Source organism: Rhizobium sp. LARHSG275 (assembly GCF_052871115.1).
In genome coordinates this window covers 37,377-61,281 of the sequence record NZ_JBIXJN010000003.1, presented here as the reverse complement: position 1 = coordinate 61,281, position 23,905 = coordinate 37,377, and the positions used below count along the sequence as shown (strand labels likewise).

General features: G+C 61.2%; 20 protein-coding genes. 7 read left to right on the top strand and 13 right to left on the bottom strand.

The features are described 5' to 3' along the window. Positions 1-50 precede the first annotated feature (50 nt). Positions 51-1,268: a lytic murein transglycosylase gene (locus ACIPSK_RS04145; protein WP_162115946.1), complete on the top strand. Its 1,218-nt coding sequence runs from the start codon at positions 51-53 to the stop codon at positions 1,266-1,268. A 133-nt stretch (positions 1,269-1,401) separates the two neighbouring features. After that, positions 1,402-2,307 (top strand): DMT family transporter, encoded by a 906-nt coding sequence (locus ACIPSK_RS04140; RefSeq protein WP_162115945.1) that lies wholly within the window; start codon positions 1,402-1,404, stop codon positions 2,305-2,307. A 480-nt stretch (positions 2,308-2,787) separates the two neighbouring features. On the opposite strand, the gene metF is transcribed toward ACIPSK_RS04140, so the two are convergent. From metF to ACIPSK_RS04120, 4 genes are all read right to left on the bottom strand, one after another. After that, positions 2,788-3,693 carry a methylenetetrahydrofolate reductase [NAD(P)H] gene (gene metF / locus ACIPSK_RS04135; protein WP_017965126.1) on the bottom strand — a complete coding sequence of 302 codons (906 nt, stop codon included), beginning with the start codon at positions 3,691-3,693 and terminating at the stop codon, positions 2,788-2,790. Between the two features lies 1 nt (position 3,694). Then, positions 3,695-4,720: an ArsR/SmtB family transcription factor gene (locus ACIPSK_RS04130; RefSeq protein ID WP_017965127.1), complete on the bottom strand. Its 1,026-nt coding sequence runs from the start codon at positions 4,718-4,720 to the stop codon at positions 3,695-3,697. Between the two features lie 212 nt (positions 4,721-4,932). Then, entirely contained in the window at positions 4,933-6,582 is a 1,650-nt protein-coding gene (gene ettA, locus ACIPSK_RS04125) for an energy-dependent translational throttle protein EttA (RefSeq protein ID WP_162115944.1), read from the bottom strand. A 98-nt stretch (positions 6,583-6,680) separates the two neighbouring features. Beyond that, positions 6,681-7,421 carry a ribonuclease T2 family protein gene (locus ACIPSK_RS04120; RefSeq protein WP_162115943.1) on the bottom strand — a complete coding sequence of 247 codons (741 nt, stop codon included), beginning with the start codon at positions 7,419-7,421 and terminating at the stop codon, positions 6,681-6,683. Positions 7,422-7,579: 158 nt separating this feature from the next. On the opposite strand from ACIPSK_RS04120, the gene ACIPSK_RS04115 reads away from it, so the two are divergent. From ACIPSK_RS04115 to ACIPSK_RS04100, 4 genes are all read left to right on the top strand, one after another. Continuing rightward, positions 7,580-8,509 carry an alpha/beta fold hydrolase gene (locus ACIPSK_RS04115; protein WP_162115942.1) on the top strand — a complete coding sequence of 310 codons (930 nt, stop codon included), beginning with the start codon at positions 7,580-7,582 and terminating at the stop codon, positions 8,507-8,509. A gap of 29 nt (positions 8,510-8,538) precedes the next feature. Continuing rightward, positions 8,539-9,495, top strand: a complete 957-nt coding sequence (locus ACIPSK_RS04110; RefSeq protein WP_162115941.1) for a DMT family transporter — start codon at positions 8,539-8,541, stop codon at positions 9,493-9,495. A 73-nt stretch (positions 9,496-9,568) separates the two neighbouring features. Continuing rightward, complete coding sequence (locus tag ACIPSK_RS04105; RefSeq protein WP_162115940.1) at positions 9,569-10,771, top strand: CaiB/BaiF CoA transferase family protein; 1,203 nt, start codon at positions 9,569-9,571, stop codon at positions 10,769-10,771. Positions 10,772-10,784: 13 nt separating this feature from the next. Continuing rightward, positions 10,785-12,443, top strand: coding sequence for a thiamine pyrophosphate-binding protein (locus ACIPSK_RS04100; RefSeq protein WP_162115939.1), 1,659 nt, complete (start codon positions 10,785-10,787; stop codon positions 12,441-12,443). A gap of 147 nt (positions 12,444-12,590) precedes the next feature. On the opposite strand, the gene ACIPSK_RS04095 is transcribed toward ACIPSK_RS04100, so the two are convergent. The 3 genes from ACIPSK_RS04095 to ACIPSK_RS04085 form a co-directional block, all read right to left on the bottom strand. Continuing rightward, on the bottom strand, positions 12,591-12,935 hold the full coding sequence (locus ACIPSK_RS04095) for a RidA family protein (RefSeq protein ID WP_018446572.1): 345 nt from the start codon (positions 12,933-12,935) through the stop codon (positions 12,591-12,593). A 71-nt stretch (positions 12,936-13,006) separates the two neighbouring features. Next, positions 13,007-13,345 (bottom strand): TIGR01244 family sulfur transferase, encoded by a 339-nt coding sequence (locus tag ACIPSK_RS04090; RefSeq protein WP_162115938.1) that lies wholly within the window; start codon positions 13,343-13,345, stop codon positions 13,007-13,009. 71 nt (positions 13,346-13,416) lie between these two features. Next, positions 13,417-14,256 (bottom strand): aldose 1-epimerase family protein, encoded by an 840-nt coding sequence (locus ACIPSK_RS04085; protein WP_162115937.1) that lies wholly within the window; start codon positions 14,254-14,256, stop codon positions 13,417-13,419. Positions 14,257-14,725: 469 nt separating this feature from the next. Here ACIPSK_RS04085 and ACIPSK_RS04080 point away from each other — a divergent pair, with 469 nt between their 5' ends. Continuing rightward, on the top strand, positions 14,726-16,126 hold the full coding sequence (locus tag ACIPSK_RS04080) for a L,D-transpeptidase family protein (protein WP_162115936.1): 1,401 nt from the start codon (positions 14,726-14,728) through the stop codon (positions 16,124-16,126). 73 nt (positions 16,127-16,199) lie between these two features. Here ACIPSK_RS04080 and ACIPSK_RS04075 read toward each other — a convergent pair whose 3' ends face one another. The 6 genes from ACIPSK_RS04075 to ACIPSK_RS04050 all read right to left on the bottom strand — a co-directional run bounded on the left by ACIPSK_RS04075 (position 16,200) and on the right by ACIPSK_RS04050 (position 23,842). Continuing rightward, entirely contained in the window at positions 16,200-16,913 is a 714-nt protein-coding gene (locus tag ACIPSK_RS04075) for a ParA family protein (protein WP_162115935.1), read from the bottom strand. A 229-nt stretch (positions 16,914-17,142) separates the two neighbouring features. Next, positions 17,143-18,294: an iron-containing alcohol dehydrogenase gene (locus tag ACIPSK_RS04070; protein ID WP_162115934.1), complete on the bottom strand. Its 1,152-nt coding sequence runs from the start codon at positions 18,292-18,294 to the stop codon at positions 17,143-17,145. Further along, the gene (locus tag ACIPSK_RS04065) at positions 18,291-19,676 is read right to left on the bottom strand and encodes an aldehyde dehydrogenase family protein (RefSeq protein ID WP_162115933.1); all 1,386 of its coding nucleotides are present in this window, start codon (positions 19,674-19,676) and stop codon (positions 18,291-18,293) included. The genes ACIPSK_RS04070 and ACIPSK_RS04065 overlap by 4 nt, the downstream gene beginning before the upstream one ends. 206 nt (positions 19,677-19,882) lie before the next feature. Then, positions 19,883-21,247 (bottom strand): glutamine synthetase family protein, encoded by a 1,365-nt coding sequence (locus tag ACIPSK_RS04060; RefSeq protein ID WP_162115932.1) that lies wholly within the window; start codon positions 21,245-21,247, stop codon positions 19,883-19,885. Between the two features lie 153 nt (positions 21,248-21,400). Continuing rightward, entirely contained in the window at positions 21,401-22,951 is a 1,551-nt protein-coding gene (locus ACIPSK_RS04055; RefSeq protein WP_017965142.1) for an amino acid permease, read from the bottom strand. Positions 22,952-23,071: 120 nt separating this feature from the next. Then, a complete protein-coding gene (locus ACIPSK_RS04050; RefSeq protein WP_162116159.1) occupies positions 23,072-23,842 on the bottom strand; it encodes an N-formylglutamate amidohydrolase in 771 nt (256 codons plus the stop codon). Positions 23,843-23,905: the final 63 nt, after the last annotated feature.

Below are 23,905 nucleotides of genomic sequence, written 5' to 3'. Positions count from 1 at the left end.
CATTCGTCTGTGAAAGCGACGGCAATCTGTTTGATATAAGGACCGCATCCATGCACCGCTCGCTCGCAAGCCGCTCTGCACTCGCCCTTCTGTTTGCCCTCGCCCTCGCAGGCGGCGCGGCCGCCCAGCAGGCGCCAGACGCAGCCCCGGCAGCGCCCTGCGGCGGCGATCTGTCAGCCTTCCTCGACGGCGTCAAGAAAGATGCGGTCGCAGCCGGCGCAAGTGCGGCAGCCGCCGACGAGGCATTCGCCGGCGCCGAGATCGACCCCAAGGTGCTGAGCCGTGATCGCGCTCAGGGCGTCTTCAAGCAGACCTTCCTCGAATTCTCCCAGCGCACCGTCAGCCAGGCCCGCCTCGACATCGGCCGCCAGAAGATGAAGCAATATGCCGACGTCTTTGCTCGCGCCGAGCAGGAGTTCGGCGTCCCGCCGGGCGTCATCACCGCCTTCTGGGCGATGGAAACCGACTTCGGCGCCGTCCAGGGCGATTTCAACACCCGCAACGCCCTGGTGACGCTGTCGCATGACTGCCGCCGCCCGGAACTCTTCCGCCCGCAACTGATCGCCCTTGTCGAGATGGTTCAGCACGGCGACCTCGACCCCGCCACCAATACCGGCGCCTGGGCCGGCGAGATCGGCCAGGTGCAGATGCTGCCGCGCGACATCGTTGCCTATGGCATGGATGGCGACGGTGACGGTCATATCCGCCTGAAGCAAAGCAGCCCGGACGCCATCCTGACGGCGGCGAAATTCATCCAGCATCTCGGCTTCGAGCGCGGCCAACCCTGGCTGCAGGAAGTGACTCTGCCCGATAATCTGCCCTGGGAAAAATCCGGCCTCGGCGGCACGATGAAAGCGGGAGAGTGGTTCGCGCTCGGCGTCAAGCCGCGTGACGGCAATACCGCATTCGGCAACCTCGAAGGCGACCTCGTTCTGCCGCAGGGCCGCATGGGGCCGGCCTTCATCGCCTATCCCAATTTCAAGATCTATCTCGAATGGAACAAGTCGTTCATCTACACGACCTCGGCTGCCTATTTCGGGACGCGTCTTTCGGGCGCCGGGCCCTATCTCAAGGGCGTGCCGGAACAGGGGCTCGCCAGCGACCAGATGAAGGCGCTGCAGACCAAGCTGCAGTCGCTTGGCCATGATGTCGGCGAGATCGACGGCATCCTCGGCTCCGGCACGCGTGTCGCGATCCAGAAGGAACAGCAGCGCCTCGGCATGCCCGCCGATGGCTGGGCGACGCCTGCCCTTCTCAACGCTCTCTGATCTCCGCTGGCTTTTTACCGCCGCCCGCTTCGCAAGAAACGGGTGGCGCGATCCGCTGCTTGCGCTAAAGGATCAAGTCGAAATCCGGTGCCGGCTTTCGGCAAGACGAGCGGCTCACGGTGGAGGAAGCGACGTGGACAGCAGGATGAATGCTTGGACCTGGGGCCTGCTGGTCCTGCTCGGCCTGATCTGGGGCGGCTCCTTCTTCTTTGCCCGCATTGCCGTCCAGCATGTGCCGCCGCTGACCCTCGTCTTCTTCAGGCTGCTGCTCGCGGCGCTGGCGCTGCATATCTATATCGCCGGCCGTTTCGACTTCTATGCGATCCTCAAGGCCCGCTGGCGCGAATTCCTGATCCTCGGGCTCATCAACAATGCCCTGCCGCACGCGCTGATCTTCTTCGGCCAGACCCGCATCGGCGCCGGTCTTGCGGCGATCCTGAATGCGACGACACCGATCTGGACCGTGCTGATCGCCAACTACTTCACCTCAGACGAGAAGCTGTCGCCGGCAAAGATCGCCGGCTGCCTCGTTGGCCTGATCGGAACGATCGTGCTGATCGGACCCGGCATGTCGGCCGGCGGTGAAGCCCCGCTCTGGGCACTGCTTCTTCCCGTGCTTGCCGCCATCTCCTATGGCTTCGCCGCCACTTACGGCAAACGCTTCAAGGATGTTCCTGCCCCTGTCACCGCAGCCGGCCAGTTGACCGCCTCCTCGCTGATTGCGCTGCCGCTGTCGCTGCTGACCGATCGTCCCTGGGCGCTTGCCGCACCGCCGCTGGATGCGCTCCTGGCCATCCTGGCGCTGGCGCTACTGTCGACGGCCTTCGGCTACATCCTCTATTTCCGGATCATGGCGACCGCCGGTGCCACCAACGCCTCGCTCGTCACGCTGCTGGTGCCGCCGAGCGCCATTCTTCTCGGCGTGCTTTTCCTCGGCGAAAGGCTCGCACTTGGCGAATTGGCCGGCATGGCGCTGATCGGTTTCGGCCTCATCATTCTCGATGGCCGCGCCTATCGCCTGCTGGCGAAAGCTGTTTGACACCGGTTGCGAATTTCGTATGTTTTCAACCGGTTGCCGATCCGCCATGTTTTAGGCGCATAGGTAAATCCACAATCGCCTGATTTAACGGCATGTTAAATTGTGTGAACAAAAAACTGTTGAAAATTATCTATTTATTTCAAAGGTTTGCAAGAGCACCATTCGACTTATCCACCGAACCGTTCTGCAGCGCAGCATAAGATCTGCTTCCCAACCGACATATTTCAGACATATTATCGGCCGGTTAACGCGAGGAGACAGACATGGGACTCACGCAATCCTTGAATGTTCTGTTGGTCAGTGCTGCGTTTGCTTTTGTCTTGTCCATGCTCTTCATCTGAGCCGGCCGACGAAGGTGTGACGACTGATAGTGCCTGAACTCCTGAATAGCTGATCAATCCGCCAACGAAAAAGCGCATGTCCCGCCCGACATGCGCTTTTCACTTTTACAGCGCCGCGCGTCTTTCAGACGCGCAAAGATCAGGCGGCTGCGCCCGCACTTTTTGCCGCCGGGCGGGAGAGGCCGAGATTGTCGAGCACGGCGGAAACCAGCGGCGCACGGTTCATCGTATAGAGATGGAAATCATGGATGCCACGCCGGACGAGATCCTCGATCTGTTCGGCGGCGACCTCGGCGGCGACCTTCGCCCGCTCCTCGGGCTTGTCGTCGAATCCTGCAAAGCGTTCGTCGAGGAAGGCGGGGATGATTGTGCCGCAGGCCCCGGCGAAGCGTTTCAGCTGCGTCAGGTTCTGGATCGGCATGATGCCGGGCACAACGGGGATCGAGATGCCGGCGCCGCGCACCCGTTCCAGGTAGCGCTCGAAATTGTCGTTGTCGAAGAAGAATTGCGTCAGCGCCCGGTCGGCGCCATTGTCGGCCTTGCGCTTCAGCATGTCGATATCGGCCGCCGTATCGCGGCTCTCCGGGTGTTTTTCCGGATAGGCGGAGACCGAAATCTCGAAATCGCCAATTTCCTTGAGGCCGGCCACCAGCTCCGCGGCATTGGCATAACCGCCTGGATGCGGCTGGTAGGGCGCGCCGGCGCCGCCTGGCGCATCGCCGCGCAGCGCCACGAAATGCGTCACGCCGGCTTTGCGGAAGGTGTCGACCACCTGGTGCGTCTCTTCCTTCGTCGCACCGACGCAAGTGAGATGCGAAGCAGTGGCAAGCGGCGTCTGCGACAGGAACCGCGTGACGGTGGAAAGTGTCGGCGCTTTGGTGGTGCCGCCGGCGCCATAGGTCACCGACACGAAATCCGGGTCCCAGTCCTGCAACTGGCCGACGGCGTGCCAGAGCTGGCCTTCCATCTCCTCCGATTTAGGCGGAAAGAATTCGAAAGAGACTCTAATGTCGTTGCGGCCGCGTGCTTCGTTTTTCAAAGCCATGTCATACCCTCCCGGCAAATGTAGGTTCAGCGCCCTCGCTCGTCTGCGAAGCCATCAGGCGCCTCGGATCGCGCGCGAGCCAGACGGTGACCGTCAAGCCTTGCCCGCTTTGCTGACCCGGATGAAGATCGACGGCCTGCTCGACGTCGAGCCCGGCCTTGCGCAGCCAGTCGGACATCGCCTGGTGCGAAAAGCCGAGACGGACATGCGCATGCTCGTCGCGGAGATATTCGAGCGTGTGCGGCGCCAGGTCGATGACCACGAGCCGACCGCCCGGCCGGAGCATGCGCGCCGCTTCCGTGATCGCAATTTCCGGCTGATCGAAGAAATGCAGCACCTGATGGATCGTCACCAAGTCGAAATCCTGTCCCTCGAACGGCAGGTTCAGGATATCGGCGTGGCGCACGGTGGCCTTGGTGATGCGGGACTTGTCGAGATTGGCGCGCGCCACGCTCAGCATGTCACGGCTGGCATCGACGCCGATCGCCCGGCGGTAGAGGCCGGACAGAAGCTCGAGGATGCGGCCGGTGCCGGTGCCGAGATCAAGCAGAGAATCGATCGGTTGGTTACCGAGCAGCCGGATGACGGCAGCGTCGACCTCCTCATCAGCCGCATGCAGGCGGCGAAGCTCGTCCCATTCGGCCGCGTTGCGGCTGAAATAGGCCTGCGCCCGCTCGGCGCGCTGACGCTTGACTTGCGACAGCCGCTCGCCATCGCGAAGGATGGTCGGATCGTTCTCGGAGACATGCTTGAGCAGGGCCCGCACCAGCATGGCCGCCTTGCCATCCTGCTTCAGACGGAAATAGGCCCAAGCGCCCTCCTGATATCGTTCGATCAGTTCGGCTTCGCCGAGCAGCTTCAGATGGCGGGAGATGCGCGGCTGGGACTGGCCGAGAATTTCGGTAAGATCGGTGACCGTCAGGTCGCCGCCGTCAAGAAGCGCCAGAAGACGCAGGCGCGTGGGCTCGCCGGCCGCCTTCAAGACGTCCACCAGCGCATCCAGTCCAAGCTTCAACGGTTCGCTCATCTCTAATCCAATCAAGACATAAAGATATCTTTATGTGATTTGAAAAGCAGTGGCAAGCAGCAATTCGCTCTCTCCACGAAATTGCCTGCTCAGATTGCGACAGAGCCCGACATGAAAAAGCCCCAGCGAATGAACTGAACCCCGAGGTTGGATGTCCAACTTTCGGGGGGCAGTTCAGAACCGGGGCTCTCACAAACGAAAAATGGGTGAAATCAGCGTGTCAGACGCTTATGGGCCTGGCTGCCCGGGTTGAGTGCGTCGGGGCCGAGACGACGAACCTTGTCCTGTTCATAATCCTCGAAGTTGCCTTCGAACCATTCGACATGGCCGTCGCCTTCGAAAGCCAGAATATGCGTCGCCAGCCGGTCGAGGAACATGCGATCATGGCTGATGATGATGGCGCAGCCGGCGAAGTTTTCCAGCGCGTTTTCAAGGGCACCCAGCGTTTCCGTATCGAGGTCGTTGGTCGGTTCGTCGAGCAGCAGAACGTTGCCGCCGGCCTTCAGCATCTTGGCAAGGTGAACGCGGTTGCGCTGACCACCGGAGAGATTGCCGACCTTCTGCTGCTGATCGCCGCCCTTGAAGTTGAAGGCGCCGCAATAGGCGCGGGAGTTCATGTCGAACTTGCCGAGCTTGATGATTTCGGCGCCGCCGGAAATTTCCTCCCAGACCGTCTTGTCGGCCGCAAGGGTGTCACGGCTCTGGTCGACATAACCGAGATGCACGGTTTCGCCGATGCGGATCGAACCCCCATCCGGCTTTTCCTGGCCGGTGATCATCCTGAATAGCGTCGTCTTGCCGGCGCCATTCGGGCCGATGATGCCGACGATGCCGCCGGGCGGCAGCTTGATCGACAGGTCGTTGATCAGCGTGCGGCCCTCGAAGCCCTTGGTGACGCCCTCCATCTCGATGACCACCTGGCCGAGGCGCTCGCTGACCGGGATGATGATCTGCGCGTCGCCGGGACGCTGCTTCTCGGCGGCATCCACCAACTGCTCGTAGGACTTGATACGGGCCTTGGACTTGGCCTGACGGGCTTTCGGGCTGGACGCGATCCATTCCTGTTCGCGGCTGATCGCCTTCTGGCGCGACGCGTCTTCGCGGCTTTCCTGCAGCATGCGCTTGGCTTTCGCCTGCAGGTAGGCCGAGTAGTTGCCCTCGTAGGGAATGCCACGGCCGCGGTCGAGTTCGAGGATCCATCCGGTGACGTTGTCCAGGAAGTAGCGATCGTGGGTAATCATCATCACGGCGCCCGGATAGTCGCGTAGATGTTTTTCGAGCCAGGCGATGGTTTCGGCGTCCAGGTGGTTGGTCGGTTCGTCGAGCAGCAGCAGGTCCGGCTGCGAAAGCAGCAGGCGGCAGAGCGCGACACGGCGTCGCTCACCACCCGAAAGGCTGGTGACATCGGCGTCGCGCGGCGGGCAGCGCAGCGCTTCCATCGCCATTTCGACCTGGCTTTCCAGATCCCAGAGGTTCTGGCTATCGATGACGTCCTGAAGCTTGGCGCCCTCTTCCGCCGTCTCGTCGGAATAGTTCATCATCAATTCATTGTAGCGATCGAGGACAGCCGTCTTCGAGGCAACGCCTTCCATGACGTTCTCGAACACCGTCTTGTTTGCATCGAGATGCGGCTCCTGCTCCAGATAGCCGACGGTCGCACCTTCGGCGAGCCAGGCTTCGCCGGTATACTCCTTGTCCTGGCCTGCGATGATGCGCAGCACGGTGGATTTACCCGCGCCGTTCGGACCAAGGATACCGATCTTGGCATCCGGGTAGAACGAAAGGTGGATATTCTCCAGGATCTTCTTGTTGCCATAGGCCTTGTTAAGGCCGGACATATGATAGATGAACTGACGTGCCATGCTGCGCTGCTCCGGGCGGGAAACTTCGATTGTGCCGCTATGTAGGCGAAACAGCGCCTGCGGGCAACGCCGAAACCCGGTTTACTCAGGATTTCCGGTCAAAAGCCCGCAGCATCGACGACGCCCTCGTCACAACCGAACGACGTTTTTCCCGCACCCTGGATCAGATCGGCGAGGCCCGTACTTTTCGCCGATGCCGCCCCGGCGGCTTCCGAAAGCCCGATCGTCAGCTCGCTGATCAGCCTTACATTGCCGGCCCGTCGGCAGCTCATCTTGACGCGGTCGCCGGCGCCCGGCCCGAAACTCTTGTCGAAAGCCGCCTTGATCGCTTCGGACTTGACCGGCTTGCCGATATTGGCAGCGAAGAGATCGCGCACGGCCGACGCGTTCAGTGCGCCCACCAGATGCACACCGACACCGAAATAGTCGTCCGCGCTCATCTTCGTGCAGGTGCCATGCTTCACCCATTCATGCCGTTCCAGGCCGGATTCCGTGCCGGGCATCGCCTTTGCCAGCGCCGTCTTCGTCTCGGCCGCAAGCGTGACCTCCGGCAGCTTGTTCCAGTCGCCATCCTTGTCGGCGGTCTTCTGCTCGGCGCTCACCCCGCAATAATCCTCCCGCATCGGCCAAAGCCCGTGCAACGAGAAGTTCGTCGCGTCGGGGCGCTCGCCGGTCTGGCTTGCGCATTCGGCCTTCTTCTGGTTCGTCTGGCAAAAGGCCGGCTGCCAGCTCGCCGCCAGAATGAAGCGGGTGCGCCCGCCGGCCTCCTGCGCCACGGCGGCGCCGGCAACAACCATCGACACGGCAAACGTCAAGGTACGCAACTGCATGCTGCTCATTTCAACCCCCAAAAAAGAACAATACAGGAACAAATAAGCACGAAGATCGAAAGGCCGCAACCCTGAATCGCAACAGGGCCACAATTTATTGTCGGATAATTAAGCGCCGATGTTGCAATTACCCAGCGATCTGGTCTGTTGCCGCCGGGAGGATCCATATGTTTGCTGAAACGCAAAGGTTGGCCGTGCCTGGGGCGTCGCTGGCATATCACCATGCCAAGGCCGAAGCTGCAGCACGCGGCATCTTGTTGATATCGCACGGCTTGGCCGAACATTCGAAACGATACCGCTCCTTTGCCGAGGCGATGGCGGCGCGCGGCTATCACGTCTATGCCCACGATCATCGCGGCCACGGCGAGACGACGGCACCGGATGCGCCGATCGGTCGATTTGCCTGGCGGGGTGGGGTCGAAAAGGTGGCCGGCGACGTCATCGCTATGCGCGGTTATGCGGCCTCCCGCCATCCCGGCCTGCCTGTGATCCTCTTCGGCCATTCGATGGGCGGCCTCATCGCCCTCAACGCTGCCGTCACGGCTCCGGCCGACTTCGACGCCGTCGCGATCTGGAATTCGAATTTCGCCGTCGGCCTTGCCGGCCGCGCCGCCCAGGCGATCCTGCTTGCCGAGCGCATGCTGAAGGGCTCCGACGTGCCGAGCGGCCTGCTGCCGAAGCTTACCTTCGGCACCTGGGGCAAATCCATTCCCGGCCGCCGCACCGAGTTCGACTGGCTGTCGCGTCTTCCCGATGAAGTCGACAAGTATGTCACCGATCCGCTCTGCGGCTTCGACGCCTCAGTCTCTCTCTGGCTCGATCTCTTCGAACTGACCTTCCGCGCGCCGCAGAAAATCCACCTCGACCGGCTGCCGCGGGACATGCCGGTCCATCTCGTCGGAGGCGGGCAGGATCCTGCGACGGAGCGTGGAAAAGCCCTGCTCTGGCTGTCAAACCATTTGAAAGGACAAGGCTTCTCCCGTATCAGCACTGAGATATATCAGGACATGCGTCACGAAACACTAAATGAGATCGGCGCGGATGCGGCGATCGCCGCCTTCGCGGACTGGTGCGACAGGGCCGTCGCAGGATCCTGAGCGACCAATTTCCTGACAGGGATTTCATCATGAACAGCACCTCCGCCCGCCCTGTTTCGTCCGCCTCCGACGTGACGATGGGGCTTGCGCTGATGTTTATCTCGGTGATGTTCTCGCCGATCATCGATATCTTCGCCAAGCTTGCCATCGTCACCGTCCCGTCCGCCGAAATCACCGCCGCCCGCTTCGCCGTGCAAGCGCTCTGCATGCTGCCAATCGTCGTGTGGCGGCGCAGCTTCGCCGATTTTTCCTGGCGCCAGAGCCTGTTCCACGCGATCCGCGGCGCGATCATCACGATCTCGATGATCTCCTTCGTCACTACGCTGAAATACATGGCGGTCGCTGACGCAATAGCGATCTTCTTCGTCGAACCGATCATGTTGACGATCCTCGGCGGTATCTTCCTGAAGGAGATGATCGGTTGGCGGCGTTACACGGCCTGCGGCGTCGGCTTCTTCGGAGCGATGCTGATCATCCAGCCGAGTTTCGAAGAGGTCGGCTACATCGCTCTTCTGCCTGTCGTCAGCGCCTTCTGTATTGCGATCTTCGTGCTGATGACCCGCGTGCTCTCGCATAGGGAAGATCCCTGGTCGATGCAGTTCCAGATGGGCATCTGGGGCCTGCTCTTCTGCATCATCCTGCTTTATCTCAGCCGGGGAACCGGCTCCGACATCTTCGATCCGGTCATGCCGGAAGGCCGCGCCTGGTTCTATCTCGCCGGCGTCGGCGCCATGGCCGCCATATCGGGCATCCTTGGCGTCTATGCTTATCGCGCAGCACCGGCTTCAACGCTGGCGCCGCTGCAATATTTCGAGATCGTCTCGGCAACGATCTTCGCCTGGCTGGTCTTCGGCGACTTCCCGAACGCGCTCAAATGGCTCGGCATCATAATCATCATGGCGTCTGGCTTCTATATCCTCTGGCGCGAGCGGCGCTTTGCATCGAAACCGGTATCCGATACATCAGAGGCGACGTGGACGCCGTAAATCTAGAATGAGAGTACAATTCCGAAAACCGCTCACACTTTTCGGCACTATGCTCTGAACCTGCCGGAGGAACATGACGGAGACCGTGACGAAAAAACCGCCGCTTGCCGGCATCCGGGTGATCGAGCTTGCCCGCGTGCTCGCCGGCCCCTGGGCGGGACAGATGCTCGCCGATCTCGGCGCCGACGTCATCAAGGTCGAAAATCCAGACGGCGGCGACGATACGCGCCAATGGGGGCCACCTTTCGTCGAGGGCGCCGACGGCAACAACCTCTCGGCCGCCTATTACCACGCCGCCAATCGCGGCAAGCGCTCCGTCACCGCCGACCTGAAGAGCGCCGAAGGCCAGGATCTCGTCCGCCGCCTCGTCTCCACCGCCGATGTGGTGATCGAGAATTTCAAAGTCGGCGGCCTCGTCAAATACGGGCTCGATTATGACAGTCTGCGCAAGCTGAACCCGAAGCTCGTCTATTGCTCGATCACCGGCTTCGGCCAGAACGGCCCTTACGCCAGCTTCGCCGGCTACGATTACATCGTCCAAGGCATGTCCGGCTTCATGTCGATCACCGGTGAGCCGGACGGCCAGCCGATGAAGGCAGGTGTTGCCATCGCCGATATCTTCACCGGCATCTATGCCGTCTCGGCGATCGAAGCCGCCCTGATCCACGCCCTGAAGTCAGGCGAAGGCCAGTTGGTCGACATGGCCCTGCTCGATGTGCAATCGGCCGTGCTCGCCAACCAGAACATGAATTACCTGGTTTCCGGCGAGGCGCCGACCCGCCTCGGCAACGCCCATCCCAATATCTCGCCCTATGAGGTCGTGCCGACGGCTGACGGGTATCTCATTCTCGCAGTTGGAAATGACGGCCAGTTCCGCCGCCTCTGCACCATCCTCGGCCTGGAGACCATCGCCGGTGACGAGCGTTTCGCCACCAACAAGGCCCGCGTCGGCAATCGCGGCGAAGTGCACCGCCTCGTCTCCACCGAGACGCTGAAATGGCAGAAGGCGGATCTGCTGAAGGCTTGTGAAGAGAACGCGGTTCCATCAGGCGCAATCAACACGATCGAGGAAATGTTCGCCCATCCGCAGGTGCGGGCCCGCGGCCTGCGCATTGACCTTGAGGATGCCGCCGGCACCGTGATCCCCGGTGTCAGGACGCCCGTGGTGCTGTCGGAGACGCCGCTGCATTATATCAGGCCGAGCCCGCGTCTCGGCGAACACCAGGCAGAAATTCTGGCGGAACTCGCCGAGCGCGAGAGAAAGGCATCGTCATGAGGAAGGCATCGTCATGAAGAAGACGGGCGGGGAACTGATCGTCGAGGCGCTGAAGGCGAACGGTGTCAAACGTCTCTCCTGCGTGCCCGGCGAGAGCTTCCTCGCCGTGCTCGACGCGTTGCGCGACAGCGATATCGACGTCCTCGTCTGCCGCCAGGAGGGCGGAGCGGCGATGATGGCGGATTGCTGGGGCAGGCTGACCGGCGAACCCGGCATCTGCATGGTGACCCGCGGCCCCGGCGCCACCAACGCCTCCGCCGGCCTGCATATATCAAGGCAGGACTCGATCCCGATGATCCTGTTCATCGGTCAGGTGCAGCGGGAAGCACGCGAGCGCGAGGCCTTCCAGGAGGTCGAATTCCGCCGCGCCTTCACCGAATTCGCCAAATGGGTGGGCGAGATCGACGATGCCGCCCGCATTCCCGAGTTCGTCACTCGCGCCTTTGCGGCCGCAACGTCCGGCCGGCCCGGCCCTGTCGTGCTGACGCTGCCGGAGGACATGCTGCGCGATGAGGTCGAAGCACCCCGCGCCAGGCATTATGCCAATGTTGAGGCCCATCCCGGCCGCCGCCAGATCGACGATTTCTACGTAAGATTGCTGAAGGCCGAGCGTCCGATGGTAATCCTTGGCGGCACGCGCTGGGATGCCGATGCGGTCGCCGATTTTCAGAGCTTCGCCGAGCGTTTCCACCTGCCTGTCGGCTGCTCCTTCCGCCGGCAGATGCTGTTCGATCATCTCCATCCCTGCTATGCCGGCGATGTCGGCATCGGCATCAATCCTGCATTGGCAAAAGAGATCAAGGAAAGCGACCTGCTGATCCTGCTTGGCAGCCGCATGTCGGAAATGCCGTCCTCGTCCTATACGCTGATCGATATCCCCTACCCCCAGCAATCGCTGGTGCATATCTATCCCGACCCTTCCGAGCTCGGCCGCATCTACCGTCCGGATCTTGCCATTTGCGCCGCACCTGCCGATTTCGTCGCCGCACTCGCCGATCTGGAAGCGCCGGCCAAACCACATTGGACCGAGCGCACCGCGCGCCTGCACCAGGCCTATCTCGCCTGGTCGAAGCCGCCCTTGAGTGGACCGGGCGCCGTCCATATGGGGCCGATCATGGAATGGCTGGAGGCCAATACCGGACCGCAGACGATCTTCACCAACGGTGCGGGCAACTACGCCACCTGGGTGCACCGCTTCCATCGTTTTCGCCGCTTCAACACTCAGGCCGCCCCCACCTCCGGGTCAATGGGTTACGGCCTGCCGGCGGCGGTGGCCGCCAAGCGGCTGTTTCCCGAGCGCGAGGTTATCTGCTTTGCCGGCGACGGCTGCTTCCTGATGCACGGCCAGGAATTCGCCACCGCCATCCGCTATGGCCTGCCGATCATCGCAGTCGTCGTCAACAATGGCATCTACGGCACGATCCGCATGCATCAAGAGCGCGAGTATCCCGGCCGCGTCAGCAGCACCGATCTGACCAATCCCGACTTCGCAGCCCTTGCCCGCGCCTATGGCGGCCACGGCGAGACGGTGGAAACGACGGCGGATTTCGCCCCGGCCTTTGAGCGAGCACGCGCCAGCGGCAAGCCGGCAATCATCGAGGTCAAGCTCGATCCCGAAGCGATCACGCCGACACGCACGCTTTCCGAAATCGCGCAAACAAAAAGCCGGTGAGCACGCGCAGCGCTCACCGGCTTCAGGCAATCGAAATGGTGCGACTTAGAGCGGTTCAGCTTTTCATAGAAGCGCAGAGCCGCTCTAACCTTTTGTTTTTGCGCACTTCCGGACGGAAAACCGCTTCGCACTTTTCCTGGAGTTGCTTTAGTCGAGTGCTGCCGTAATGATGAACTCGACCTTGTATTTCGGCGCAGCGAGCTTGGCTTCGCTGGTGGCGCGGGCTGGCGGATTGGCCGGATCGATCCAGCCTTCCCAGACGGCGTTCATCTCGGCGAAATCGGCGATATCGGACAGGTAGATGATCGTCTGCAGGATCTTCGACTTGCTGCTGCCTGATGCAGCCAGCAGGCGGTCGACTTCGGCAAGGGAGGACTTGCACTGATCGGTGACGCTTTCGCCCTCGCCGACCTGACCTGCGAGATAGACCGTGTTGCCGTGAATGACGGCGCCGCTCATGCGCGAGCCGACGTCGATACGCTTGATGCTCATTATAGTCTCCTGAGTGAATGGCAGGTGGCGGCGCTGAGGTTCAACGCCGCAAAATCGGCCCCGGAACCGGCTCAATTACGGATATGGTGGGTCTTCTGGTAAATCGCCGTCGAGCGTGCGCCAGAGCGGCAATAGCCGAGCATCGGCCGCGGGAATTCATCGAGCGCATCGACCATGCCCTGTACGGCTTCCTCGGTCACGCCCATCGGTCCAACCGGCACATGGGCGATCTCGAGGCCGAGCTCCTTGGCGCGCGCCTCAATGACGGAGAACGACGTCTGGTCGGGACTTTCGTGGTCGGGACGGTGGCAGACGATCGATTTGAACCCCAGCGCCTTGATCTCGTCGAGGTCCTCCAGCGTGATCTGGCCTGAAACCGAATATTCATCGTCGATCTGGCGAATATCCATCGTCTTGTCTCCTCAAAAATCGTGGGTTGAAGGTCTACGACGGAGGTCTGCCAGCGTCAACAACACTTCGCTCATAGGAAAGCAAAGGTCAGCGCATAGCTGCGGCTCTCTCCTGGCGCCAGCATGTTGAACTCGCCGGCTGCCTGAAGCTCGTCGCGCGATATCCAGCGATGCGAAACCGGCTCGATGCCGATGATATGGGCGGGCGCCTTCTGGTTCCGCCAGACCTGCAGATGGGGCAGCGTGTCGGCGCGGAAGCGCACCCGCAGCGTCCTACCGCCGATTGCGGCGATCGGTCCGAGGCGGACCTCCGCAAAACCCTCCTCCGCAGCCGGCGCCGCGACGCAGAAGATGCCACCCGGCTCCTCCCCGAATGCCCAGGGGAAACCGCCATTCTCCAGCATCTGGCCTTCAAGCCGTGTGCCCTCGTCCAGCCATTTAGCGCCAGTGTTCATGTGATACATCAGGAAGGTCGGCACCGTCCGATCGCTCGTATTGACGACCAGATCCTCGAGCCGCACCTCGCCGGTCGCCCCATCGATCCGCCACAGCCGCTCGATGCGCTGCGGCAATCCTTCGATGGTGGTGATGTCGATATCGGCGCGGCATTCGGCGTTGCCATTCTCGAATTTCGTCCACAGCACCTTTGCCGCATGGCCGGCGGCCGATCCGTGCAGCGGGTAGACCTTGCCATCATCCCGGCCCGGGATCGGCTGGCGGTGGCGGATATGATCCGGCCCGCAGGTGAAGAGAAAGCCCTCGAGCGAGTGATCGATTCGCGTATCACCGTCGTCGGGAATGGCGCGTTTCGGCGCGATGTCGACGCCGTCGACGATACATCCGCCGATATCCAGCACCGATGTTTCGTCCAGCATCAGGCGCGGCCCGCTTGCGGCGGCAAATTCGATCATCACAGTCTCCTCGGGGAATTGTCGGCTCTTAGAGCATGATGCCGAAAAGTGTGAGCGGTTTTCGGACGACATCATGCTCCAACTGTATAACTTAGAACAGGATCCAGATTTTAGGCCGACCCGGCCTAAAATCATCCTGTTCTAGAGCCCGTGCGTCCTTTCGGACGCACAAATGACGCTAACACTTTGAATCGACGCATCCTGCTTTCCGAAAATCCAATCCGATTTTCGGAAAGCAGGATGCGCTAGCGTTAGGTTTCGCGTCGCCATTCGTCAATCGGCGTCGTCTCCATCTTGTGCTTTTGCAGCAATCGTGGATTTTGCGGAACTGCCACAAGGACGCAAACGTTTATGAGTAAAAGGAAATCTTAGTGATTTTCATATTTTGTTCAGTACGCTTTCATAAATTCCATACTAGCGTCAAAATTCGCAGGTGTGTGTCTGCCAGTCACTGTTCGAGGTATGAGACGTGAATCGCTTTTTGAAGTCGGCCTTTTACTTCGCGGCCGTCCTGGCTGCCCTTGCGGCTACAGCGCCGGAGGCAGGCGCACAGCAGTTCCGCGATCGCCGCCAGAGCGATATCGTGCTTGTGACGCCAAGCGGCGAAATCCTCGATTATGTTCCAGCTGGCTATATCTACGCCCGCGACCGTAGCGGCAATCGCGTGCTGATCGACGACTATGGCAATGTCGTCGCCACCGAGATGCGCGCCCGCGGCTACTATCCGCCGCGGCCCGGCCCGCGGGAAGTCTATAACGACCATTACGGCAACGATCCCTATTATCCCGACAACAATCCCGATGGCGATACACGTTATTCCGAGCGCGGCGCCGTCACCGGCGGTATTCCGCGCGATGCGGCGATCGAACGTCAGCCGCTCGGCGACGAGCCCTATCCCGATGACAACAGCATCGGCAATCCGCAGCCTGGCGGCGACTATGCCTCGATCGACCCCGACCAGCAGATCCCGCCCGCCGATCAGCCCAGGGCCGCGCCTGATGAGCCCGTCATCACGCTGAAGAACAAGTCGAAGCCCGAGATCGTCGCATTGCAGGTCTTCCTTGATCGCGCCGGCATCTCTCCGGGCGTCATCGACGGCCATATGGGCTCGAACGTCACCAAGGGCATCTATGCCTATGACCAGATGACCGGCTCGAAGCTCGATCCCAACGACACCGATGCCATTCTCGAAGAGCTGCGCATGAACGGCGGCCTGCCCGTCGTCAGCTACACGATCACGCCGGCCGATGCCGCCGGTCCCTTCGTTGCCGAGATCCCGGAAGATTATTCGCACAAGGCGCTGCTGCCGTCGCTCGCCTACACCTCGACCACCGAAATGCTGGCCGAACGCTTCCACATGGATGAGGCCTTTCTCAAAGAGATGAACCCCGGCGCCGATTTCACAGTTGCAGGCACCATCATCAAGGTCGTCAATCCGGGCGAGCCGAAGAGCGGCGAAGTTGCCCGCATCATCGCCGACAAGGGCCGCAAGCAGGTCTTCGCCTATGACGGCGCCGGCAATCTCCTCGCCGCCTATCCGGCGTCGATCGGCTCCACCGACACCCCCTCTCCGTCGGGCTTGGTAAATGTCGAGCGTGTCGCCCTCAATCCCGGTTATACCTATAATCCGAAGATCAATTTCCAGCAGGGCGCCAACGACAAGATCCTCAACATCCCGCCCGGCCCGAACGGCCCAGTCGGCACCGTCTGGATGGCGCTTTCCAAGCCGACATACGGCATTCACGGCACGCCCGAACCCTCGAAGATCGGCCGCACCCAGAGCCACGGTTGTATCCGTCTGACCAACTGGGATGCGACAGAGCTTGCCAAAATGGTCAAGCCGGGAGTGACGGTCGAATTCGTCGATTGAAATCATTCTGACGATAGAAACGACAAGGCCGCCGGATCGCTCCGGCGGCCTTGTCGTTTCATTCAGGAGATATTCAGGCGGCGGAGCGGACCATCGGGCTCGTCACGCGGGCGGATGCCGTCAGCCTCACCGGCAGCTTGCGCATCATTTCCTCGGCAAAACAGGTGGCGTTTTCCCGTGCCTTGTCGAGATTGCTGACACGCATCGGATCGATCGTGTGCAGCGTGCCGCCACAGTCGAAGATGTCGCGGAAGGCGGAGCGTTCGATGATAGCCGTATCCAGCACCGGCACATGCCGCTCGCTGAGCAGCGACTTGACGACTTGCAGCGCCCGCGTCGTCACCATCGAATTGACGCGGGTGAGCACCACCGAATGGCCGATCTTGATGCCGGCCTTCTCATCCAGGTACTGCAGCAGTTCGAGCACCTGCGCGCCGCCCCGCGCATCCATCGCACAGCCCTGGATCGGGATCAGCACGTGATCGGAAAGGCCGACGGCGGTGGCAAGCAACGGATTGCGCGCACCGGGCAGATCGACGATGAAATAGTCGGTATTGTGCTTGTTCTCGCTGATATGCACCGGCAGCGACGCAGTCGTGACGAAATCGATCACCGAAAGATTGGCCACATGACCTGATATTTCGTGCCAGCGCGAAATCCAGTGCTGCGGGTCGGCGTCGAGAATGGTGACGCGATAGCCTTTGCGGGCAAGCTCGGTCGCGAGCAGCAAAACAGCGGTCGTCTTGCCGGCGCCGCCCTTGGTATTTGCGAATGTGATGACAGGCATGTTCGGTCCTCGGAAGGGATGGTGCGAGCCGGAATCGCTCTTTTACGCACCATCGGAGCATTGTGCGGTTAATGCATCCTTTCTAATCATGGTTAACAAATTCGAAACACGCGCGGCGAAACTGCAGCCGGTATTTTTCACATCCCTAAAAATAGGGATGCCACCGTAACGAAAAAAGCCTGGAAAACCGAGGTTTTCCAGGCCAGTCTGTTGGTCCGCTCTTATCTTGTCAGAAGCAATCCTTGAAAAGGGCCTTGGTATTTTCCAGCGTCATTGCAACCGGGTTGCCGCCCGCGCTCGGATCTTCGATCGCCATGGCCGACAATTCGTCGATGCGGTCGGCTGCGATTCCCATCGCCGACAGCGTCTCCGGCACGCCGAGTTCCGAGCGGAGCTTCAGCACATAGTCGTAGAACCCGTCGAAACCGCCCGAGATGCCGAGATAGGCGGCGGCGCGGCCGATCTTCTCCTCGATCGCCTTGCGGTTGAAGCGCAGCACCGCCGGCATCACCACCGCATTGGTCATGCCGTGATGGGTGTTGTAGACGGCGCCGATCGGGTGCGACAGCGCGTGGATGGCGCCGAGCCCCTTCTGGAAGGCGACCGCTCCCATGGCGGCAGCGGCCATCATGTTGGCGCGGGCTTCCAGATCGGTGCCTTCCCGATAGGCGCGCGGCAGGAACTCCTTGACGAGACGCATGCCTTCGAGCGCGATGCCGGCTGACATCGGGTGATAGAATGGCGAGGAATAGGCCTCCAGGCAATGGGCGAAAGCATCCATGCCCGTGCCGGCCGTGATGATCTTCGGCATGCCGACCGTCAGTTCCGGATCGGAAATGACGACGCCAGGCAGGAACTTCGGATGGAAGATGATCTTCTTCACATAGGTTTCGGAATTGGTGATGACGCTGGCGCGCCCGACTTCCGACCCGGTGCCTGCCGTTGTCGGCACCGCAACGATCGGGGCGATCCCCTCAAGGCTCGCACGCGTCCACCAGTCGCCGATATCTTCGAAGTCCCAGACCGGCCTCGTCTGGCCGGCCATGAAGGCGACGCACTTGCCGAGATCGAGGCCGGAGCCACCGCCGAAGGCAACGACGCCGTCATGGCCGCCGTCCTTGAAAGCCCTGACGCCGGCTTCGAGGTTCTTCTCGTTCGGGTTCGGATCGACATCGGCAAAGATCGCCCGACCGAGACCGGCATCTTCTAGGATATCGAGCGCAGTCTTGGTGATCGCCATCGAGGCAAGGCCCCGGTCTGTGACGAGCAGCGGCTTCTTGATGCCGAGGCTCTTGCAGGCGTCGGCCAGTTCCGCGATGCGGCCCCGGCCGAGCTTGACCGATGTCGGATAGCTCCAGTTTGCGGTGATGTTGCTGCTCATCCTGTGACTTTCTTCAGATGGAAGGATTTCGGGCGCGTCAGATTGTGGAAGCCGATGATCGACAGCGAGCCGCCGCGGCCGGTCTCCTTGACGCCGGTCCAGCAAAGCGCCGGATCGAGATAATCTGCGCGGTTCATGAAAACGGTGCCGGTTTCGATCTCGCGCCCAAGCCGCCCTGCCCGCTCGACATCTTGCGTCCAGAGCGAGGCCGTCAGCCCGTACTGGCTGTCGTTCATCAAAGCGAGTGCCTCCTCGTCGCTCTTCACCTTCATGATGCCGACTGCCGGACCGAAAGTCTCTTCGCGCATGAAGGCCATGGAGTGGTCGACATCGACGAGGATCTGCGGGGCGAGATAAGCGCCGCCGTCATCCTGAGGGAAAAGCTTGGGATCGACAAGCGCTTTGGCGCCCTTGGAAACCGCATCGGCGATCTGCTCGCGCACCACCTTGGCGAAGCGCTTATGCGCCATCGGCCCGAGCGACGTATCGGGATCGAGCGGATTGCCGAGTTTGTAGTTCGACACCCAGGCAACCGATTTTTCGACGAAGGCATCGTAGAGCGATTCATGCACATAGATACGCTCGATGCCGCAGCAGCATTGGCCGGAGTTGTAGGTCGCGCCGTCCATCAGCGTGTCGACGGCCGCCTCGAGATCGGCGTCCTCCATGACATAACCCGGATCCTTGCCTCCGAGCTCGAGGCCAAGGCCGTTGAAGGTGCCGGCAGCCGCCCGCTCCATTGACCGCCCGCCTTCGACCGATCCGGTGAAGTTGACGAAATTGAAGCTGCCGGCGGCAATCAGCGCCGACGTCGTTTCATGATCGAGGAAGACGTTCTGGAACACATCCTCGGGAACGCCGGCCTCGATGAAGGCCTGCACCAGTCGCTCGCCGACCAGCAGCGTCTGCGAGGCATGTTTCAGCACCACGGTATTGCCGGCCATCAGCGCCGGCGCAATCGTGTTGATCGCCGTCATATAGGGATAGTTCCACGGTGCGACGACGAAGACGACGCCATGCGCCTCGCGCTCGATGCGGCGCTCGAAACGCTCGCTCTCCTCGACGACGACAGGCGCCAGCGCATCCGCCGCGATCGAAGCGACATAGTTGGAGCGCTCGTTGAAGCCCTTGTATTCGCCGCCATACTTAACCGGCCGGCCCATCTGCCAGGCAAGCTCCGGCACGACGACGTCGGCCATCTCGTTCAACCGCGCGGCCCCCTTCAGCACCAGTTGCACACGCTCTTCGAGCGGCCGTTTCGCCCAGGCTTTCTGCGCCTTGCGGGCGCGCGCCACCACATCCTTGGCGGCATCGAGAGAAAGGGCTGCACGCTCGGCATAGACCGACCCGTCAACCGGTGAAATACATTGGATCATTGCCATGATCTGTTTCCTGTCCTCGTACTTTCAAAATTTGCGTGAAGCCGTGGCCCCTCATCCGCCTGCCGGCACCTTCTCCCCGTAAACGGGGCGAAGGGGACATACCGCACCGGCATTCCCCAACATTGACGCTGCGTTTGGCACGTCCCCTCTCCCCGTTTTTACGGGGATAGGGTGAGGGTGAGGGGCAAGCAAATCGCAAATGCCTATTAAGCTCTTTCGAAACCGCGCGCCACTTCCCAGTCGGTGACGCGGCGGTCGTATTCTTCCTGCTCCCATTCGGCAGCGCGGGTGTAATGATCGATCACGTCGTCGCCGAAGGCTTTACGCAGCATAGCCGATTCCGTCATTTCAGTCGTGGCCGCGCGCAGCGTGCGCGGGATTTCGCGGACGCCCTTGCCGCCGTAGGCGTCGCCGACGAAGGGGGCTTCGAGTTCGAGCTTGTTCTCGATGCCGTCAATGCCGGCGGCAAGCAGCGCGGCGAAGGCGAGATAAGGATTGAGATCGGAGCCGCCGACGCGGCACTCGATGCGGATACCCTTGGTCTCTTCGCCGCACAGGCGATAGCCGGCCGTCCGGTTGTCCTTGCTCCAAATCGCCTTGGTCGGTGCAAACGTGCCGGCCATGAAGCGCTTGTAGGAGTTGATGTAGGGCGCCAGGAAATAGGTAATCTCGCTCGCATGGGAGAGAAGGCCGGCGATGTAATTGTGCATCAGCGGTGACATGCCGTATTTGCCGGTATGGTCGAAGAATAGCGGCTTTTCCTCCAGGCTCCAAAGCGACTGGTGGATATGCGAGGAACTGCCGGCGGCATTGTAATTCCACTTGGCGAGGAATGTGATGGCCTTGCCCTTCGACCAGGCGATCTCCTTGCAGCCGTTCTTGATGATCGCGTGCCGGTCTGCCATGGCGAGCGCATCGGCGTAGCGCACGTTGATCTCCTCCTGGCCGGCCGATGCCTCACCCTTGGAGTTCTCAACCGGAATGCCGGCGCCCTGCAGCCCGGTGCGGATCGCCCGCATCACCTCTTCCTCCTTGGTGGTCTGGAAGATGTGGTAGTCCTCGTTGTAGGCGCTGACGAGCTTGAGGTTGCGGTAGCCGGAAGCCTGCGCCGCTTCGTAGCTCTGGTCGAACAGGAAGAATTCGAGCTCGGAGGCCATGTAGGCCTTCATGCCCATATCCTCGAGCCGCTTCACCTGCTTCTTCAGGATCGCGCGCGGCGAGTGGGCGACCTCCTCGTGCGTATGGTGGTCAAGCATATCGCAGAGCACCAGCGCGGTGCCTTCGAGCCAGGGAATACGACGCAGCGTCGCAAGATCCGGCTTCATCGTGTAGTCGCCGTAGCCCTTCTCCCAACTCGTCGCCTTGTAGCCGGAGACGGTCTCCATCTCCATGTCGGTGGCGATCAGGTAGTTGCAGCTGTGTGTTTCTTTCCAGGCGCTCTCGACGAAATATTCCGCCTGGAAACGCTTGCCCATCAGCCGGCCCTGCATATCCACCTGGCAGGCCAGAACCGTGTCGATGCGCCCTTCGGCAACATCCTTCCTGAGATCGTCGATTGTGTAGCTGCTCATGATTGATCCGCCTGAACGAGAAATGGGAAAATCGGAAACCGGGGCAACGAAATGGCATGCCATCGCCGGAATTGGGCGGCCGGATGCCTTTTCGTTGGACCGGTGATGGGGCCGCAGAGTGCGGCCCCGCCATTTGAGAGGGAAGCTTGTTTCTCAGGCTTCGCCGACCGCCGCTTCAGCCGCGGCGATTTCAGCCTGACGCTTCGCGATATCGTCGCCGATCGGCGGGCCCTTGAAGCGGCGGTTTTCAAATGCGAACCAGACGATGCCTGTCAGCACGAGGAAGCCGACGGTAATCTCCAGCGCCCAGTCGTTCGGCGGCTGGATGCCGATATAAAAGATCAGGATCATCGAAATAATGGCAAGAACCGCGATCACCTTATACAGCCCGATCCCCATATCCCACGGCCCCATCGTCGGCCATTTCGCCGTTCCAATCGAGACAAGGCCGAGCGCGATCGGCACTGCGAAGGACAGGAACAGGAAGATGACCGTGCACGACACGACGATCGAATAGGCCGGCGTGCCGGCAATGGTGATTGCCGAGGTGAACCAAACGAAGAGGACCGAAAGGATCGAGCCCGTCCAGATGGCGGCGACCGGCGTGCGGAAATTTGGGCTGACCTTGGCGAGGGCCGACGATGCCGGAAGGCCCTTGTCGCGCGAGAAGGCGAAGATCATGCGCGAAACCGAGGTGACGGTCGCAAGCCCGCAGAGGAACTGCGAGACGAAGATCAGGAAGTAGAGAATGCTCTTGATCGTTGGGTTCGTCTGAGCGTCCATCGCCCAGAAGAACACGTTCCAGCCCTGCTTTGCCGCATCGTCCATGTTCGGGATCATCAGCACGAAGGCGCACAACATGATGTAACCGAATAGCGCCGACCAGAGTACCGCCGAAACCATGCCACGCGGTACGGAGACGGCGGCCTTGACGGTCTCTTCCGAGGTATGCGCCGAGGCATCGTAGCCGGTGATGGTGTAGATCGGCAGCAGCAGGCCGAGCAGGAATGCCATGCCGGTCGAGACGGTGCCCGGCCAAACCAGCGATGCGCCTTCGGTGCCGGTATAATTAGCGAAGGTGAACAGGCGCGAAATATCCCAGCTAGGAGCAGCCGCCAGGCAGACGATCGTCAGCAGCAGCGCCGTCGCGAAGATCAGATACCCCGAAAAATCGGTGAGCTTGGCGGTGAGACCAATGCCAAAATGGTTGATGCCGGCCTGCAGAGCCGTGATGATCGCCACGAAGACGACTCGGTGAAGAAGCGTGTCCTCGATGCCGAACTGCGGACCGAAAGCGCCGAAAAAGAAGTAGAAAGTGCCGACATTGATGGCGCCAAGCACGGTGACGAGACCGAGCAGGTTGAGCCAGGCCGACAGCCAGCCGGTGAAGCGATTCCCGAGGATCGAACCCCAGTGATAAAGCCCGCCGGCCGTCGGATAAGCGGAGCCGATCTGTGCGAGGCCGAGGGCGAAGATGAAGGATATTAAGCAGCCGAGAGGCCAGCCGATACCGATCGCAGCACCACCGGCGCCCGAAGTCGCCTGCCCGAGCGAATTGATGCCGCCGGAAAGGATGCAAATGATCGAAAACGAGATTGCGAAATTCGAGAACGAACTCATGCGTCGTTCGAGTTCCTGGGCATAACCCATGGAATGCAGGATGTGTACATCCTGCTTCTTGTCCAGTTCGGTATAGTCCGACATGACTTCCCCCTGTTCACGACCGGGCCGCGGAATTGCGACCGGTTCAGTGCCAATTGTCCGCGGCATTTGCGCCATCCGGACGTCCGCAGTTAAACTGCTCCCTCGGGTCTTCTTTTTATCTCAGGCTTCCAGGCTTTGCTGGAGCAGACCTGTCAGATAGTCGGCCATGACCCCTTGACCGATATCGTCTGCGATGAGGTCGTTGCGGACCTCGATCATCACATTGCGCAAGCCGTTCGAAAGCCCGTGCAGGATCAGCGTGTGAGTGACGCCGTCCTCAGGCCCGTAAGGCTCGTTGCGTTCCGTTCTGTAAAGCGGCGCCTCGGCCGCAGCCTCCAGCATGCGGTCGGCCAGCCGGCTGTCCTCATCGTGCAATATGCCGAGTTCGACGGCGCGTTCGTGGCCGTGATAGACCGGCGTGAAGCTGTGCATCGTCACGATGATGCTGTCTTGCCCCCTCGCCCGACGATCGCGGATCAGCCCGCGAATGGCGTCGTGGAAAGGCACATAGAGCGCGTCGGTGCGCGCAAGCCGTTCTTCGGGGTTCAAATTCTTATTGCCGGGAATGGCGTAGATCTCGCTGGTCTTTGGCATGGCGCCGGGTGAACTGGGCGGCCGGTTACAGTCGTAGATAAGCCGGGAGAACCGCTGGTAAACGAGCGTCACGTCGAGCGCTTGCGATATGTTGCGGGCGACGGCAAGCGCGCCCGGGTCCCAGGCGATGTGACTGGAGAGCGCTTCGCTGGGCAGGCCGAGATCGCCGAAAAGGGCTGGAAGGGCATTCGAGGCGTGCTCGCAAATCAGAAGCACCGGGCTCCGGCCGTGGATGCGTTCGATCCCGACGCAGTCACCGTCCGCTTCACTGAGGATTTTCGGCCGGGCCAGCACCAAAGGCGCCACTCCTTTTCCCTTAACAAATTCTTGATGAAGAAAAGAATTCTTCAGGTTTCGGCC

What these genes read in the sequence shown, in the direction of transcription:
- ACIPSK_RS04145 (WP_162115946.1), top strand. Translation starts at nt 51, where the DNA reads ATGCACCGCTCGCTCGCAAGCCGCTCTGCACTCGCCCTTCTGTTTGCC.
- metF (WP_017965126.1), bottom strand. Translation starts at nt 3,693, where the DNA reads ATGGCTTTGAAAAACGAAGCACGCGGCCGCAACGACATTAGAGTCTCT.
- ACIPSK_RS04130 (WP_017965127.1), bottom strand. Translation starts at nt 4,720, where the DNA reads ATGAGCGAACCGTTGAAGCTTGGACTGGATGCGCTGGTGGACGTCTTG.
- ettA (WP_162115944.1), bottom strand. Translation starts at nt 6,582, where the DNA reads ATGGCACGTCAGTTCATCTATCATATGTCCGGCCTTAACAAGGCCTAT.
- ACIPSK_RS04120 (WP_162115943.1), bottom strand. Translation starts at nt 7,421, where the DNA reads ATGAGCAGCATGCAGTTGCGTACCTTGACGTTTGCCGTGTCGATGGTT.
- ACIPSK_RS04115 (WP_162115942.1), top strand. Translation starts at nt 7,580, where the DNA reads ATGTTTGCTGAAACGCAAAGGTTGGCCGTGCCTGGGGCGTCGCTGGCA.
- ACIPSK_RS04110 (WP_162115941.1), top strand. Translation starts at nt 8,539, where the DNA reads ATGAACAGCACCTCCGCCCGCCCTGTTTCGTCCGCCTCCGACGTGACG.
- ACIPSK_RS04105 (WP_162115940.1), top strand. Translation starts at nt 9,569, where the DNA reads ATGACGGAGACCGTGACGAAAAAACCGCCGCTTGCCGGCATCCGGGTG.
- ACIPSK_RS04100 (WP_162115939.1), top strand. Translation starts at nt 10,785, where the DNA reads ATGAAGAAGACGGGCGGGGAACTGATCGTCGAGGCGCTGAAGGCGAAC.
- ACIPSK_RS04095 (WP_018446572.1), bottom strand. Translation starts at nt 12,935, where the DNA reads ATGAGCATCAAGCGTATCGACGTCGGCTCGCGCATGAGCGGCGCCGTC.
- ACIPSK_RS04090 (WP_162115938.1), bottom strand. Translation starts at nt 13,345, where the DNA reads ATGGATATTCGCCAGATCGACGATGAATATTCGGTTTCAGGCCAGATC.
- ACIPSK_RS04085 (WP_162115937.1), bottom strand. Translation starts at nt 14,256, where the DNA reads ATGATCGAATTTGCCGCCGCAAGCGGGCCGCGCCTGATGCTGGACGAA.
- ACIPSK_RS04075 (WP_162115935.1), bottom strand. Translation starts at nt 16,913, where the DNA reads ATGCCTGTCATCACATTCGCAAATACCAAGGGCGGCGCCGGCAAGACG.
- ACIPSK_RS04070 (WP_162115934.1), bottom strand. Translation starts at nt 18,294, where the DNA reads ATGAGCAGCAACATCACCGCAAACTGGAGCTATCCGACATCGGTCAAG.
- ACIPSK_RS04065 (WP_162115933.1), bottom strand. Translation starts at nt 19,676, where the DNA reads ATGGCAATGATCCAATGTATTTCACCGGTTGACGGGTCGGTCTATGCC.
- ACIPSK_RS04060 (WP_162115932.1), bottom strand. Translation starts at nt 21,247, where the DNA reads ATGAGCAGCTACACAATCGACGATCTCAGGAAGGATGTTGCCGAAGGG.
- ACIPSK_RS04055 (WP_017965142.1), bottom strand. Translation starts at nt 22,951, where the DNA reads ATGTCGGACTATACCGAACTGGACAAGAAGCAGGATGTACACATCCTG.